Below are 13,485 nucleotides of genomic sequence, written 5' to 3'. Positions count from 1 at the left end.
CACGTGATCGAAGTACTCGCCCCGGCCGAAGCCGTTCAGGCAGCCCCGGAGCTGGCCGAGGTTTTCGGTTCCGCCTTCGGCGCCCCGGGGTACGACGAGGACCCGGCCGACGCCGAGCGGTTCGCCACCGAGCAGCTACCGGTGCACGCCGAACGGGACGATTTCAAACTCGTTGCCGCCCGCTCGGACGGCAGGATCGTCGGGTTCGCGTACGGGTTCACCGGGCAGCGCGGGCAGTGGTGGCCGGACCGGGTCGCGGCCGCGGTGCCGGCGGAGCTGGCCGAGGAGTGGATCGGCGGTCACTTCGAGGTCGTGGAGCTCGCTGTCGCGGTCGAGGCGCAGCGCCAGGGACTCGGGACCGCGTTGATGGACGCGCTGATGACCGATCTCCCGCATCGCAAGGCCCTCCTCTCGACGTACGTCGACGATCGCCCGGCGCCGAGGCTGTACCGACGGATGGGATGGCAGCTCCTCGTCCCCGATCTGGGCTGGGGGTCGGCGCTCTACGGATTGGACAGGGCGGTGCCGTAGGCACCGGGACCTGGCAGGGTAGGGCCATGACTTCTGAGCGGATCTATGTCGGGAGCTACACCAATCAGCCGGGCGGTGGGGACGGCATCGGGTTCGGGCCGCTGGAGGCGATCACGCTCGCGGTGGCGACCGTGGATCCGTCCTTCCTGGTCAGGTCCGCCGACGGCCGGTTCCTCTACGCGACCAGTGAAGGCACGGAGGGCAAGGTCAGCGCGTTCGCGATCCAGCCCGACGGTGGTCTCGAGTTGCTCAACGACCAGCCGACCGAGGGCATGCACCCCTGCCACCTGGAGATCGACCCGTCCGGTCGCTACCTGTTGACCGCCAACTACACCTCGGGGTCGGTCGCGATCCACCCGATCGGTGCCAACGGCTCGCTCGGTACGGCGACGCAGTTCCTCCAGCGTGAGGGCAGCGGACCGAACCAGGAGCGCCAGGAGGGCCCGCACGCCCATCAGGTGGTGTTCGACCCGTCCGGGACGTACACGTTCGACGTCGACCTCGGCTCGGACACCGTCTACACGTCCACGCTGACCGCGGATGGGCAGTTGGAGGAGGTCGACCGGCTGCGCATCCACCCGGGCGCCGGTCCGCGGCATCTGGTGTTCCATCCGCGCGCCGGAGCGGCGTACGTGATCAACGAGCTCGACTCGACGCTGACCGTCTGCAGCTACGCCGACGGCAAGCTTCAGGTTGTGCAGACCGCGTCGACGCGACCGGCGGACTCGCCGGGCGAGAACTTCCCGGCCGAGCTGCTGATCTCCGCCGACGGGCGCTTCCTGTACGGCTCGAACCGCGGCGACAACACCATCGCGGTGTTCGCGATCGCCGGAGACGGGCTGTCGGTCGAGCTGGTGCAGACGATCGGCTCCGGCGGGGACTGGCCGCGACACCTTGCCTTCAGCAACGACGGGAGCCGGTTGTACGCCGCGAACGAGCGCTCGGACACGATCGCGACGTTCGCCATCGACGGCGAAGGCAGGCTGACCGCCGACGGGACCGGAATCACCTGGCCGAAGCCGGTCTGCATCCTCCCGGTCTGACCCACTGCGGTCCGGCCGCTGGCTCAGCCGGTGATGTCGGCGGCGAGCTTCTCGGCGTCCTTCTGGGAGAAGTTGCCGTAGATCTGAACCTGGCCCGCGATGATGGGCGCGCTCACGCTGGGCGCGCTCACCACCCGGTCGCCGACGACGATCGCGAGCTGGTTGAGCGGCGGCTGCTTCGCGGTCAGCTCCGTCGTGAGCTCACCGAACGACTTCGTGCCCGTCTGATCCAGGCTCAGGTTGACCACCCAGGTCGGATCGTTGGACGACTGCGCTGCCTTCACCTCGGACACGTGGCTGCCGTCGAGCTCGACCGCGCCGAGCTTGTACCGGGTGCCATCCGTTCCGCACCGCAGCTCCCCGGCAGCCGGTGAACTTCCGTTGCAAGCATTCGGCTCGGCCGCCAGCACCCGACGGAACTGCACCGAATCCGCCGCGGCCGGCTTGCTCCCGGCGGCCGCTGTCGGCTTGTCGTCGCGTCCACGCAGGATCAGCACCGTCCCAGTCGCCAGCACCGCGACCAGCACCAGACCGAGAACGATGACCAGCACCACCGGCCCCCGGCTCCGCTTCGGTGGTACGCCGTACTGCGGCCCCGGGTAGGGAGTCTGCTGCGCCATGACAGGCGATGCTACGGCTTGCGGGGCGCAATCACGGTGGCCAAGGACAAGGACAGCGCAAGTCCCGCGCCGGCGAGAAGCGCCGCGGCGAGGAACCCGGTGCCGCGCCCGGAAGCGGCAGCGACCAGCCCGAAGCTGGCCGGACCGAGCCCGGCGGCCAGGTCGATGCTCATGCTGACGGTTCCCATCACCGCGCCGTGTTCGGTCGCCGGTGCTCGCTGCAGCGCGAGCATCATGATCGCGGGCGTGCCGAGCGCAACACCGACGCCCAGCAGCACCGTGCCACTGACCAGCCCGGGCACCGTTCGCCAACCGCCCATGACCAGCAGTCCGATCGTGGCGCAGAGCAACGAGATCCGGACGCTCCGGCCGGCGCCCAACCGGTCGGGGATGCGGGCCCCGACGCTCCGGATCAGTACGACGATCCCAGCGAAACCTCCGAGCAGGAACCCGGCGTTCGGCAGACCGAGGTCGAGCGCGTACAGCGGCACGAAGGCGAGGAAACCCGCCATGCCCCACACCAACGCGAGCAGCAGGAGCGCAGGCACGACGGCCGCCCGCGGGATGAGCCGGACAGCCTCGGCGCTTGCTCCATCGGTCGTCGGCGCGCGGGTGTCGCCGACGCGCAGGGCGAGCAGTACGCCGATGCCGGCCGAGCCTGCCGCGACCACCCAGACCGTGGTGAAGCCCGCCGTGCTGATGAGCACTTCACCGATCGGCGGGCCGACCGCGAGCCCGGCGTACAGCGAGAGGGAGAACAGGCTGATCGCCTCGCCGCGGCGTTCGGGTGGGGCCAGGTCACTCATCGCGGTGACGGCGCCGACGAAGAAGAACGCGTCGCCGACGCCGGTGAGCAGCCGGAGCGCCGCGAGTGCGCCGATGGAGTCGGTCACGCCGTACGCGGCGACCGAGCCGGCGAAGATGATGCCGCCGCCGACCATCGCGATCGACCGGCCGCGCCGATCCACCAGTCGTCCGGCCCACGGACGCAGTACCAGGGCGGACAGGCTGAACGCCGCGACGACCAGGCCGACCGCGATGTTACCGCCGGTAAGTTCGCCGGCCACGTACCGGGGCACGGCCGGCACGAGGATCCCGTCGGCGAGGAAGTAGGCCAGCCCGGCCGCACCGAGGACGACGAACTGCGGGGTGACGAGTCGAGGGACGGCGGAAGTCGCTGTACTCATGGCATCTCCTCTGGTCAGGCCCACAATGGCCATGCGGGCTCCAGCGGAGCATCGGTAGTTCTGCCCATTTCCGGGCGGAACGAGCGGGCGTGCTTCGAGGGGACCGGGGGAGGTGCGCCATGGCGGAGGACGACCTGCGACTCGCCGAGCTCCTCTGTGCGCTGTCGGTCACCCTCGATCTCGCGATGGCGCAGGTCCCGGAGAAGTCGATCCGTAGCTGCCTGGTCGCCACCCGGCTGGCGGACAGACTCGGCGTCTCCGACCAGCGCACGGTCTACTACGCGACACTGCTCCGCCACCTCGGATGCACTGCCACGACGCACGAGGAGGCGCACCGGATGGGCCCGCGGTCCGGCGAACTCCGTCCGCTTGCCGAGCGCACCGACGTCGCCAACCGCCGCGAGTCGCTCACAGTCCTTCGGCAGATCGGCCGGGGCGCGGGCATCCGCCGCCTCCAGTACCTCACCCGCACCCTCGCCGCCGGGGAGGACGACATCTTCCGGGCGATCTGCGAGGTCGGCAGCATGCTCGCCGACCGCTTGGGCCTCGGCCCGTCCGTGGCAGAAGCGCTCTACCAGAACCTGGAGCGCTGGGACGGTACCGGTACGCCGAAGGGACTGGCCGCCACCGAGATCCACATCGCCACCCGGATCGCGGAGGTGGCGACCCAGGCCGTCATCTTCCACAGTCTGGGGGAGCCGGTTCAGGCAACGCTTACGCGACGCCAAGGCACTTGGCTCGACCCGGAGGTGGTTGCCGCGTACGACGACTCCCTGCTGGCCGACTTCGCCGAGATCGACGTGTGGCAAGAGACTCTGGACAACGAACCACGCCCGTGGTCACTCATCCGGCCGGACCGGCTCGACGACGTTGCCCGGACCTTCGCCTACTTCGTCGACCTCAAGTCGCCGTACCTGTTCGGTCACTCGACCGGAGTGGCGACATTGGCCGACGAGGCTGCGCGGCTGCTGCATCTGGACGACGCCGACCGGGCAACCCTGCGACGGGCAGCGCTCCTGCACGACCTCGGGCGGGTCGCCGTAGCGACGAGTGTCTGGGAGCGGCCCGGTGAGTTGCGCCGCGCCGACTGGGAGCAGGTGCGCCTGCACCCGTACCGGTCCGAGCGGATCCTCGCGCGGTCCGCAGTACTCGAACCGGTCGCCGCACTGGCCGCACTCCACCACGAGAGGATCGATGGCACCGGCTATCCACGCCAGGTCAAGGGTGGCGAGTTGTCGACAGCGGCGCGGATCCTCGCTGCGGCCGACTGCTATCAGGCATTGACTCAGGACCGGCCACACCGGGCCGCGCACCCACCGGACAGAGCTGCGGAGATCGTCCTGGCTGAGGCCGCGGCCGGCAGGCTGGATGCCGACTGCGTGAAGGCTGTGCTCGGAGCGGCCGGGCACCAGGTGCCCGGCCGCATGAGCCGTCCGGCCGGCCTCACCGAGCGGGAGGTCGACGTACTGCGTCTGCTCGCACGTGGCTCGTCCAACGCGGAGATCGCGCGCGAGCTGGTGGTGTCACGCCGTACCGCTGAGCATCACGTCCAGCACATCTACGGCAAGCTCGGCGTGTCCACCCGAGCCGGTGCCGCGCTGTTCGCGATGCAGCACGGCCTGTTCACACCGTGACGAGCTTCTCGAAGAAGAACTCGTGCTTGAGGAACGAGACGTCGTACTCGTGTCCTGGGAACGGCGGCAGGAGCTGGGCGGCCTGGAAGAGGCGCCAGCCGTCCTTCAGGGCGTCCAGACCACTCGCGTACGGCGGGACGTCGCTGTCACCCGTGGTCGGGTGGGTCGCTCCGGTCCCGTCGTACGTCGACCAGCCGACCACGCGGGCGTCCAGCGCGGAGGACGCCAGGTAGAGGACCAGGACCTGCTGCCGGACGGTCTGACCGGTCTCGGCGGGGGCGGCGCTGGTGGCGGGGGCGGTCATGCCATCTCCTTCTTCGTGGCGTGCGGGTTCATGCTGCGCTGGGCGACCACCCGTTGCGGGCGGTTCGACACCCGGGTGACCCAGAACTCCGGGTCGAAGGTGTCGTCGCCGGTGATCGCCTGCCACAGTTTGATCCGGTTGTACTTCTCCAGCCGGCCGGTGGCGTTCTCGTACCAGGGGAACGATTGGTCCAGCTCGCGCGCGACCTCCGGGTCGTACAGGTCCTCGACGTTCCAGAGCCGCACCTGGCGGACGGTCGGGTTGAACCGGATCTTGAACATGTAGCGGTCGATGGCGCTGTCGTTCTTGCGGCCGCCGTGCCAGATGCCGTGGTGCAGGAACTGCACGGTGCCGGCCGGGCACACCAGCCGGGTCTGGCCGAGCAGGTTCTGGTAGCGGCCGGTGTCGGACTCGTTGGTCCGGCGCAGGTGGCTGCCGGGCACGCTGAGCGTGCCGCCCATCTCGAGCGTCACGTCCTGCGGGTAGTACATCAGCTGTACGTCGAACGCGTCCGGGCGGACGTCGATGATCGCGTCACCGTGCAGGTTCTGCGCCTCGCCCTCGTTCGCCTTGCGGATGTGCACGGCGTGGTGGTCGACGGTCGGCTCCGGCCCGACCAGGCTGTGGATCGCACCGGCGACCTCCGGCAGCTGCACCAGCCGCTGGACGAACTCGCTGTCCGCGAACGCCTCCGACAGCGGGGTGCCGTACGGGACGCCGGGGATGCCGGCCTTCAGGACCTCGAGCGCCTGCTGGTTCATCTCGTCGGGGACCACGGCGTCCATCCGGAACGACCCGGTGGCCACGAAATGCGCCATCTGAACCGAGGTGAGCAGGTTCTTCTGATGCGGGTGGGGCATGGGACTCCCTCTCGGGGGTAGTGGTAACTACTCCACCAGGTTAGATTCCTTCCACGTTGCAACGCGTTGGCTGTGTTCACCACTGGTGGTAATTTCTCACCATGATCGAGCTGCATCTGGAGGAGCCGCCGGAGGTGGTGAACGTCGGGGTGGGCATCCACGGAGTGCGCAGCCTGCGGGATGTGTTCCGGCTGCCGGACCTGTGGCAGCTGCATCTGTACTCGTACTCCGCCGATCTCACCCTCGCGGGGACGACGTACTCCGTGGCGCCCGGATACGTGTCACTGACACCGGCCGGGTCGCAGGTGCAGTTCGACTACCGGGGACGCTCCGAGCACCTGTATGCCCACTTCCGGCCGGTCGTGGCGGGCGAGCCGTCGTACCTCCCCGTCGTACAGGACGCGGGCGCGGCCGCGCCGATGCTGTCGGACCTGCTGCGCTGGGCCGTCGAGGCGTCGCCGTCAGGATCGTCGCGTACGACGGCCGAGGTGTGGACCGCACTGTGGCGCATCGTCGACCTGACCGCCGCGACCACCGAGGGCGACGCTCGCCACCCGGCGGTCGCCACCGCCATCGCGTACATCGAGGCCAACCTCGCCCAGCCGCTCACCGTCCCCACCCTGGCCCGCCTCGCCGGCGTCTCGCACAACCACCTGACCCGCCTGTTCCAAGCCGAGACCGGGCAGACCGTCATCGGTTACATCCGCCGTCGTCGGATGGGCCGCGCCCGTCATCTCCTGGTCTCCTCGACCCTGTCGATCCCGGCCGTCGCCGCCTCGGTCGGCATCCCCGACCTGCAGGCCTTCAACAAGACCTGCCGCCGCGAACTCGGCAGCTCGCCGCGCGCCGTGCGTACGGCGGGGCCGACCGGCTAGGCCGAGTGGGTGACGGGAAAGGCGGTCGCGACCGCCGCCGTTCGGCTGGTCACTCCGAGCCGTTCGTAGATGTTCTCCAGGTGCTTGCGAACGGTGCCCTCAGCAACAAATAGCCGGTGCGCGATCTGGGTGTTGCTGTGCCCGTCGGCGACCAGGCGGAGCAGCTGCAGCTGACGGCTGGTCAGGTCCGGTACGCCGGCCCGGCGGCGTTCGTGGGCCCGGTCGATCTCGACGATGTGCGGCCGGAGCATCGTGAGCAGCAGCCGTTCGCGTTCGGTGAAGTCGCGTCCGGAGGCGCGGAACAGCAGCAGGCGACGGTCTTCCGCACCGCGGACGGGCAACGGGACGGTCATCTCGTGGCGGATGCCGCAGAGGCGGAACCACTCGCCGACGATCGAGTTCGCCAGCTTGCGCCCGGGCAGGTAGTCCGACACCTTCCAGACAGTGTCGTAGTCGCCGGTGCGCTGCGGCCGGCTGCAGGCCTCGCCCTCCCAGTACGACCGCCAGAACAGATCCTCCCAGTCGCCGTCGAGCTCGACGGCGTCGCCGGTCACCTCCTCGAGCCCGACGATCTCGCGTTCCAGCGGTCGGCTGCGCTGGTACGTGATGTCCTCGGCGGGGATCAGGTCGGCCAGTGCGCGCAGCAGGCCGCGCGGGAAGTACTCCTCGGGGTCGGCCTCCCGACCTCGTTCGACGACATCCAGCAGTTGGCGTAGGTCTCGTTCGGTGACGGTCAGCTGGCTCCCCATGACGTACCCCTCCCCTCCCGTCAGGCTAGGCCCGGTCCGGCGGTTTGCGAATACGTCGAACGTCGTATGGCTGCGGGCGGTCCAGCCCGAGGAGGGTGGCTGTGGTGGGGGCGGCGTCGTGCCGTTCCGTTGTTCGAGGGGGAACGTCATGAGGTCGCTGTCTCGTCCGGCCACGCTGCTGATCGTCGGGGTACTGGCGCTCACCGGCGCGGGGTTGTCGCCGGTGCCATCGGTGGCGTCTGCTTCGACGAGCGCCGCGCCGGTGCTCGACTGGAGCCGGATCGCCACCCAGACGATCGTGGCCGGGCGCCCACCGGCGAGTTCCGAGGTGCTGCTGGGGATCGTGCACATCGCGATCGCGGACACCGTGGCCGGACTGGGTCAGGGCCGGCCGTTCCGGTTCGCCGTACGACCCGATCGGAAGGCATCTGCCGCGGCCGCCGTCGCCACCGCGACATACGACGTACTCCGGGCTCGGGTACCCGCGCCGGGGCTGGACGGCACGTACGCCGACTACCTGGCTGGTGTGCCGAACGGGCGAGCGAAGGCTCGCGGGATCACGCTGGGCCGGTCGGTGGCGGCCGCCGTACTCGCGTGGCGTGCAGGAGACGGGCTCGCCAACACAGTGCCCTACCAGCAGCGCCCGCCAGGGCCGGGAGTGTGGGAGCCGACCGCTCCGACGCCTCCCGTGGACATCGTCCTCACGCAGGTCCGGCCGCTGGCTCTGCGCTACCGGTCGCAGTTCCGGCCTGACGGTCCTGACCCGTTGACCAGCAAGCGCTACACGCGTGACGTCGCCGAGGTGGCCTCACTCGGCCGTAAGGACAGTACGACGCGCACCGCCAAGCAGACCGAGACGGCGATGTTCTGGTCCGAGCAGACCGCTCAGCAGTGGAGCCGAACGCTGCTGCAACTGGCAGCCGATCGGCATCTTTCCCTGTCCGCTGCGGCGCAGATGCTCGCGCTGGCGCACGTGTCTGCCGGTGACTCGGTCATCGCGTGCTGGGACGCCAAGTTCCACTACGTGGCCTGGCGGCCGGTGCACGCCATTCAGCGCGCCACCACGGACGGCAACCCACGTACGCAGGCTGACCCGACCTGGCAGTCCCTGCTGAACGTCAACCACCCGGAGTACCCGTCCGGTCATGCGTGCTTCACCGCTGGCGTGACCCGCGCGCTGCAGGCGTTCTTCCACACCGGCAAGGTGCGCTTGGTGATGAGCAGCCTGGTCACCAACACCACTCGGACGTACCCGGACCTGTCCGCCGTACGCAGCGACGTCCGCGAGGCCCGCATCCTCTCCGGCCTGCATTTCCGCCACTCCATGAACGACGGCGACGCCCTGGGCACCCAGGTCGCCAGGTGGATCGCTGCCCGGCATTAGTGCGGTGGCATCGCCACCGGCGCTAATGCGGTGGCCGGTGCCCTCCCGGCGGGCTAGCGTGCCGACCATGTATGAGCTGATTCCGGTCCAGCAGGCACCGCAGTACGACGAGGAGGCCGGTGAGCGCTTCGCGGAGGAGTGGCCGGAGTTCATCTTCCACGACGTCGAGGTGCGGAAGTACACCGATCGGCGGCAGGAGTACTTCCCGGAGTGGGAGTTCTATCTCGTGTCCGACGACGAGCGGCTCATCGCGGGGTGCTGGGGTGTGCCGCTCGCGTGGGACGGGACCGTCGAGGATCTTCCCGGTGGGTTCACGGATTCCCTGGTGCGTTCGGTTCTCGGGTACGAGGAGGGCGTCGTACCGAACACCTTCGTGCTGATGGCGGCCGCCGTACGCTCCGACGAACAGGGGCGCGGCCACGCCGGCCGGGTCATCACCTCCGTCCGCGACCGCGCGGTCGCCGGCGGCCTTCGTCAGGTCATCGCCCCGGTCCGCCCGACGTTGAAGTCGAGCTATCCACTGACCCCCATCGAAACCTTCATGACCTGGACCCGCGAAGACGGTCTCCCCCTCGACCCCTGGATCCGCACCCACGTCCGCCTGGGCGCGGAGTTGCTGGCGCCGGCGACCGCTTCCCAAACCATGACCGGCACCGTGGCGGACTGGGAGAAGTGGACCAGCATGCCCTTCCCTTCCTCCGGCACCTACGTCATCCCCGCCGGCCTCACCGTGCTGGAAATCGACCACGCAACCAATCAAGGCATCTACACGGAACCCAATGTCTGGATGCGCCACGCCTAGCTCATCGCGAGAGCGGCGAGGCCTTCGGTGAGGATGCCTTTGGTCACCTGGAGGGCGTAGGCGTTGTCGGGGCCGGTGATGGCTTGGTCGGCCCAGCTGAAGACGTCTTCGAACGCTCGGACGTGGCGGTAGTAGCGGACGGCGTCGTCGTCGATGGTGTGCGGGCCGTAGCCGGTGAGGAGCGCGTCGAGGTGTTCCGGGCGGGTCGGGCCGACGTCGCCCATCCCGCCGAGCATGAACATCAGGTCCTGCTCGCGCGGGGCGAGGATCACATCGTCCCAGTCGATCAGGTGCAGCTGGTCGTCGACGAGAACGTTGCCGAGATGCGGGTCGCCGTGGCAGATCACCCGGGGACCGGCCGGCTCCGGGGGCCGCGCGGTCAGCAGGTGCGTGATCGTGTCCTCGTGCTCCTTCCAGACCGCCCCCAGCTCCTCCTCGATCTCGTTCTCCGGCGTCTGCGTGGCGAGCCGGGTCTGCAGCTTCTCGGCGATCGCCGGGATCCGGGCGTCGATGTGACTGTGCTTGGGCAGCGCATCCCGCAGCCTGGGCGGCGGCTCCGCGTCATGGACCCGCCGCAGGAGTACGCCGTACTCCGTCCACTGCTCGTTCGTCAGCCCGGTCTCGGCCGCGCGTACGCCGTTGATCCACGGGGTGATCGTGAGCCGCTTCTTCGCGTGGACGCTCCACAGGCCGCTGTCCGTCGTACGGATCATCTCCGGGATACCCGGCAGCCCGCTGTCCGCCAGGAACGCCGCCACCTGGTGGCCGGTGTTCGTGCCGGCGCCACTCCACTTGACGGCGTACGTGTTGGTCGCCGTACTCGCCTTCCACACCTGCGCGGCAATGTCCGCCCCGTGGGCCACCGGTGAGAGTTCCACCACATCCAGCCCGAAGTCCTCGGCCAGCCACCGCCGCATCAACGTGTCTCCCACGCCCGCCAGCATGCCCGCCAACCGCCCACCAAAGCGACTCGATTACCGCTCACAACCGTCAGGCCGGCGCCGCACTCGGTTACGCGCACGACGGGTGCGCCACCACTCAGGGCGAGGCGGGTGGGCAGATCTCAGCGGTAGTTGACGAACTGGACGGCGAAGTCGAGGTCCTGGCCCTTGATCAGTGCCTGGACCGACTGCAGGTCGTCGCGGCTCTTGCTGGAGACCCGCAGTTCCTCGCCCTGGATCTGCGCCTTGACGCCCTTGGGGCCCTCGTCGCGGATCAGCTTGGACAGCTTCTTCGCGTTCTCCTGGGTGATGCCGGCGCTGATCGAGGCGTTGATCTTGTAGATCTTCCCCGACAGCTTCGGCTCGTCGGTCTCCAGTCCCTTGAGCGAGATCTGCCGCTTGACCAGCTTGTCCTTGAACACGTCCAGTACGGCGTTCACCCGCTCCTCGGTGTTCGCCTGCAGGTCGATGGACTCCCCGGACCACTTGATCCCGGCGTCCACGTTCTTGAAGTCGAACCGCTGGCTGATCTCCTTCGCCGCCTGGTTCACGGCGTTGTCCACCTCCTGACGGTCGACCTTGTTCACGATGTCGAAGGAGGACTCCGAAGCCATGGGCACATCCTTTCCGATTTGCTGTCAGGGGCACTGTCTGTTGTATCGTCTCCCACGCCGGTTCACGAACCAGCACCACCCTGGCGGGTTGCCCGAGCGGCCAAAGGGAGCAGACTGTAAATCTGTCGGCGTATGCCTACGCAGGTTCGAACCCTGCACCCGCCACCAGCGCCAAAAGAGCCTCTGACCTGCGGAAACGCAGACCAGAGGCTCTCTTGCTGTGTCCGGTGGTGTCCGGCCAGATCCGGCGAGCTACGGCTGTCCTTGCCCTATTCCTGCCCTAGCCCGCAGCCTCCTCCAGCGTCGTCGCCGCCATCAGCACCCTCAGCGCCGTCTGGGCTTGGCCGTCGATGCAGCCCGCGTAGACCTCCATGACGACCTTGGCGGAGTTTCCTGCCCACTCGGACACCTGCGTAGCGGTGACCCCGCCGTTGAGCTGGAACGTAATGCCTGCGTGCCGGAGGTCGTACGGCCGTGCCGCGAGCTTCCTGGCGATCTGGTCAGCGGTCAGGACTCTTTGACGAGCCTTCGCCCACACCCGGGTCACCGTGTTGGGATGAACCGGCTTGCAATAGGCCGCGGGCACGGGGCGGCCGAAGCGCCCGGTGCGAGTGACGAACAGGTGACCGTCCGGGCCAGCGCCGAAGAGTTCGACGTGGCGCCTGAGCACTCGGACGAGATTCGGATCCGCCGGCACTCGGCGGGTGGTGTTATCTGGACGATGCTTGAGCGACCGTTCTTGGCGCACGGAGCCGTCGTCGGTCCACCGCTCGCCTGCCTGCTGTGTTGACCCGTCGAGCAGGAGCTCACCCCACCCTTCCTCGGGCAGGTCTATCAGGTTGTCCAGATTGAGGTGTCTTGCCTCGGCTGGCCGCATCATCGCGTAGTAGAGGCAGGCGTAGTAGGCCTCCAGCCATGGACAGAACTCGCGGATCTCCGCGAGCAGCCGCTTGACCGTACGCCGGTTGGGAAGCAGTCGCGGATCGACCCGGTCGGTGCTGCGCGGGGATTCCCACTGAACCGTGTCGAGAGGATTCGCGGGCAGTTGGCCGAGCTGGACGGCGTACTGAACCGCCGCGTGCAAGGTGGCTCGTCGCCTCGTGACAGTCTTCGCTGCTGCCGCCTTTCCATCTTGCCGAGTCGCGAGCCTGTCGAGCGTTTCGCGAAGGATCTCGCTCTGCTCAAGTTCGGATAGATCGAGGGTGTTTCGCTTCAGCCAGACGATTGCCGCCTCGTACTCCTGAGGAGGGATTGCCTGGTCGTAGGGCAGTCCTCCGCGTGCCGCCTTGCTGAATGCCCAGGTGTGCAACGCCTTCCGGATCTCCGCCTCACTGGGCCGGCCATTTCCACGGCCGAGGAGCGCCAAGGTGGCCAGAGTCAAAGTCTCGGAAATCCCGCGCCGGTGCCCAGGCGAGATCCGAGGCCACTTCGTGTCGACGTACTGGCACGCGTGATCGAACCAGGATCGGCTGTAGAGGGCTTTGGCCATCGGCGCTGGGAGCCCTGACTTCGTATCGAACGGGAGGCCCTCGCGGGCAGCGGTTACGAGTTTCGAGCGGAAGGATTCAGCCAGTTTTGAGGTGCGGTGGGCGAGCTTGAACGGGCGCTTGGCAACCGACCAACGAACTTTGTAGCTGGTCGTGCGCTTCCCCACGACCACCTCGGTTTTGTGGAGGCGAACGTCGTAGGAGAGTTCCATCCGGGGATTGGTCACGCGGCGTCCTCCAAGGTGATCAGCCAGTCTTCGAAGTCAGCCCGGCGGATGCGAATCTCCCCGTTGGGGAGCTTGATGCAACGAGGCGCCTTGTTGGCTGCTCGCCAGTCGTAGAAGGTCGAGCGAGCCACGCCGAGTTCGGCGCACAAGTCGGCGATGGTCAAATGCGAGTGCCGGGCTCGCGTTGCCGTGCTCACGCAGGTGTCTCCTTCGGGCTTGGTTTGGCC

Annotated in this window: 15 protein-coding genes and 1 tRNA gene; 7 read left to right on the top strand and 9 right to left on the bottom strand. The window is 68.5% G+C overall.

Translation table 11 applies throughout. From position 1 onward, the window contains the following. Positions 1-3 precede the first annotated feature (3 nt). Together ACGFH6_RS04810 and ACGFH6_RS04805 are read left to right on the top strand one after the other, a co-directional pair. Positions 4-531 carry a GNAT family N-acetyltransferase gene (locus ACGFH6_RS04810; protein ID WP_393380514.1) on the top strand — a complete coding sequence of 176 codons (528 nt, stop codon included), beginning with the start codon at positions 4-6 and terminating at the stop codon, positions 529-531. Positions 532-557: 26 nt separating this feature from the next. Beyond that, a complete protein-coding gene (locus ACGFH6_RS04805) occupies positions 558-1,574 on the top strand; it encodes a lactonase family protein (protein WP_393380512.1) in 1,017 nt (338 codons plus the stop codon). Between the two features lie 23 nt (positions 1,575-1,597). On the opposite strand, the gene ACGFH6_RS04800 is transcribed toward ACGFH6_RS04805, so the two are convergent. Both ACGFH6_RS04800 and ACGFH6_RS04795 read right to left on the bottom strand, forming a co-directional pair. Continuing rightward, positions 1,598-2,194 (bottom strand): hypothetical protein, encoded by a 597-nt coding sequence (locus tag ACGFH6_RS04800; protein ID WP_393380511.1) that lies wholly within the window; start codon positions 2,192-2,194, stop codon positions 1,598-1,600. Positions 2,195-2,205: 11 nt separating this feature from the next. Continuing rightward, complete coding sequence (locus tag ACGFH6_RS04795; protein ID WP_393380509.1) at positions 2,206-3,381, bottom strand: MFS transporter; 1,176 nt, start codon at positions 3,379-3,381, stop codon at positions 2,206-2,208. A gap of 119 nt (positions 3,382-3,500) precedes the next feature. Between ACGFH6_RS04795 and ACGFH6_RS04790 the strand changes: the two genes are divergently transcribed. Next, the gene (locus ACGFH6_RS04790) at positions 3,501-5,015 is read left to right on the top strand and encodes an HD domain-containing phosphohydrolase (RefSeq protein WP_393380508.1); all 1,515 of its coding nucleotides are present in this window, start codon (positions 3,501-3,503) and stop codon (positions 5,013-5,015) included. Here the strand turns inward: ACGFH6_RS04790 and ACGFH6_RS04785 are convergent. Both ACGFH6_RS04785 and ACGFH6_RS04780 read right to left on the bottom strand, forming a co-directional pair. Beyond that, the gene (locus ACGFH6_RS04785) at positions 5,005-5,319 is read right to left on the bottom strand and encodes a hypothetical protein (RefSeq protein ID WP_393380506.1); all 315 of its coding nucleotides are present in this window, start codon (positions 5,317-5,319) and stop codon (positions 5,005-5,007) included. The genes ACGFH6_RS04790 and ACGFH6_RS04785 overlap by 11 nt on opposite strands. Next, positions 5,316-6,179 (bottom strand): phytanoyl-CoA dioxygenase family protein, encoded by an 864-nt coding sequence (locus ACGFH6_RS04780; RefSeq protein WP_393380504.1) that lies wholly within the window; start codon positions 6,177-6,179, stop codon positions 5,316-5,318. The genes ACGFH6_RS04785 and ACGFH6_RS04780 overlap by 4 nt, the downstream gene beginning before the upstream one ends. A gap of 101 nt (positions 6,180-6,280) precedes the next feature. Here ACGFH6_RS04780 and ACGFH6_RS04775 point away from each other — a divergent pair, with 101 nt between their 5' ends. Continuing rightward, entirely contained in the window at positions 6,281-7,054 is a 774-nt protein-coding gene (locus tag ACGFH6_RS04775; protein ID WP_393380502.1) for a helix-turn-helix domain-containing protein, read from the top strand. Here ACGFH6_RS04775 and ACGFH6_RS04770 read toward each other — a convergent pair. Further along, entirely contained in the window at positions 7,051-7,803 is a 753-nt protein-coding gene (locus ACGFH6_RS04770; protein WP_393380500.1) for a response regulator transcription factor, read from the bottom strand. The two genes, ACGFH6_RS04775 and ACGFH6_RS04770, sit on opposite strands and share 4 nt — an antisense overlap. 148 nt (positions 7,804-7,951) lie before the next feature. On the opposite strand from ACGFH6_RS04770, the gene ACGFH6_RS04765 reads away from it, so the two are divergent. Together ACGFH6_RS04765 and ACGFH6_RS04760 are read left to right on the top strand one after the other, a co-directional pair. Next, positions 7,952-9,187 carry a vanadium-dependent haloperoxidase gene (locus tag ACGFH6_RS04765; RefSeq protein WP_393380499.1) on the top strand — a complete coding sequence of 412 codons (1,236 nt, stop codon included), beginning with the start codon at positions 7,952-7,954 and terminating at the stop codon, positions 9,185-9,187. A 67-nt stretch (positions 9,188-9,254) separates the two neighbouring features. Beyond that, the gene (locus ACGFH6_RS04760) at positions 9,255-9,989 is read left to right on the top strand and encodes a hypothetical protein (protein ID WP_393380497.1); all 735 of its coding nucleotides are present in this window, start codon (positions 9,255-9,257) and stop codon (positions 9,987-9,989) included. On the opposite strand, the gene ACGFH6_RS04755 is transcribed toward ACGFH6_RS04760, so the two are convergent. Together ACGFH6_RS04755 and ACGFH6_RS04750 are read right to left on the bottom strand one after the other, a co-directional pair. Then, positions 9,986-10,921 (bottom strand): phosphotransferase enzyme family protein, encoded by a 936-nt coding sequence (locus tag ACGFH6_RS04755; protein ID WP_393380496.1) that lies wholly within the window; start codon positions 10,919-10,921, stop codon positions 9,986-9,988. The genes ACGFH6_RS04760 and ACGFH6_RS04755 overlap by 4 nt on opposite strands. 131 nt (positions 10,922-11,052) lie before the next feature. After that, positions 11,053-11,544, bottom strand: coding sequence for a YajQ family cyclic di-GMP-binding protein (locus tag ACGFH6_RS04750; RefSeq protein ID WP_393380494.1), 492 nt, complete (start codon positions 11,542-11,544; stop codon positions 11,053-11,055). An 82-nt stretch (positions 11,545-11,626) separates the two neighbouring features. Here ACGFH6_RS04750 and ACGFH6_RS04745 point away from each other — a divergent pair. After that, a tRNA-Tyr gene (locus ACGFH6_RS04745) sits at positions 11,627-11,712 on the top strand. Positions 11,713-11,824: 112 nt separating this feature from the next. Here ACGFH6_RS04745 and ACGFH6_RS04740 read toward each other — a convergent pair. Both ACGFH6_RS04740 and ACGFH6_RS04735 read right to left on the bottom strand, forming a co-directional pair. Then, complete coding sequence (locus tag ACGFH6_RS04740; protein ID WP_393380492.1) at positions 11,825-13,258, bottom strand: tyrosine-type recombinase/integrase; 1,434 nt, start codon at positions 13,256-13,258, stop codon at positions 11,825-11,827. Continuing rightward, entirely contained in the window at positions 13,255-13,455 is a 201-nt protein-coding gene (locus tag ACGFH6_RS04735; RefSeq protein WP_393380490.1) for a helix-turn-helix transcriptional regulator, read from the bottom strand. The genes ACGFH6_RS04740 and ACGFH6_RS04735 overlap by 4 nt, the downstream gene beginning before the upstream one ends. Between the last annotated feature and the right edge of the window lie 30 nt (positions 13,456-13,485).

This window comes from Kribbella sp. NPDC049227 (assembly GCF_043197265.1).
Classification (GTDB): domain Bacteria; phylum Actinomycetota; class Actinomycetes; order Propionibacteriales; family Kribbellaceae; genus Kribbella.
The sequence above is the reverse complement of the archived record's forward strand: the minus strand, read 5'-3'. Positions and strand labels throughout refer to the sequence as shown.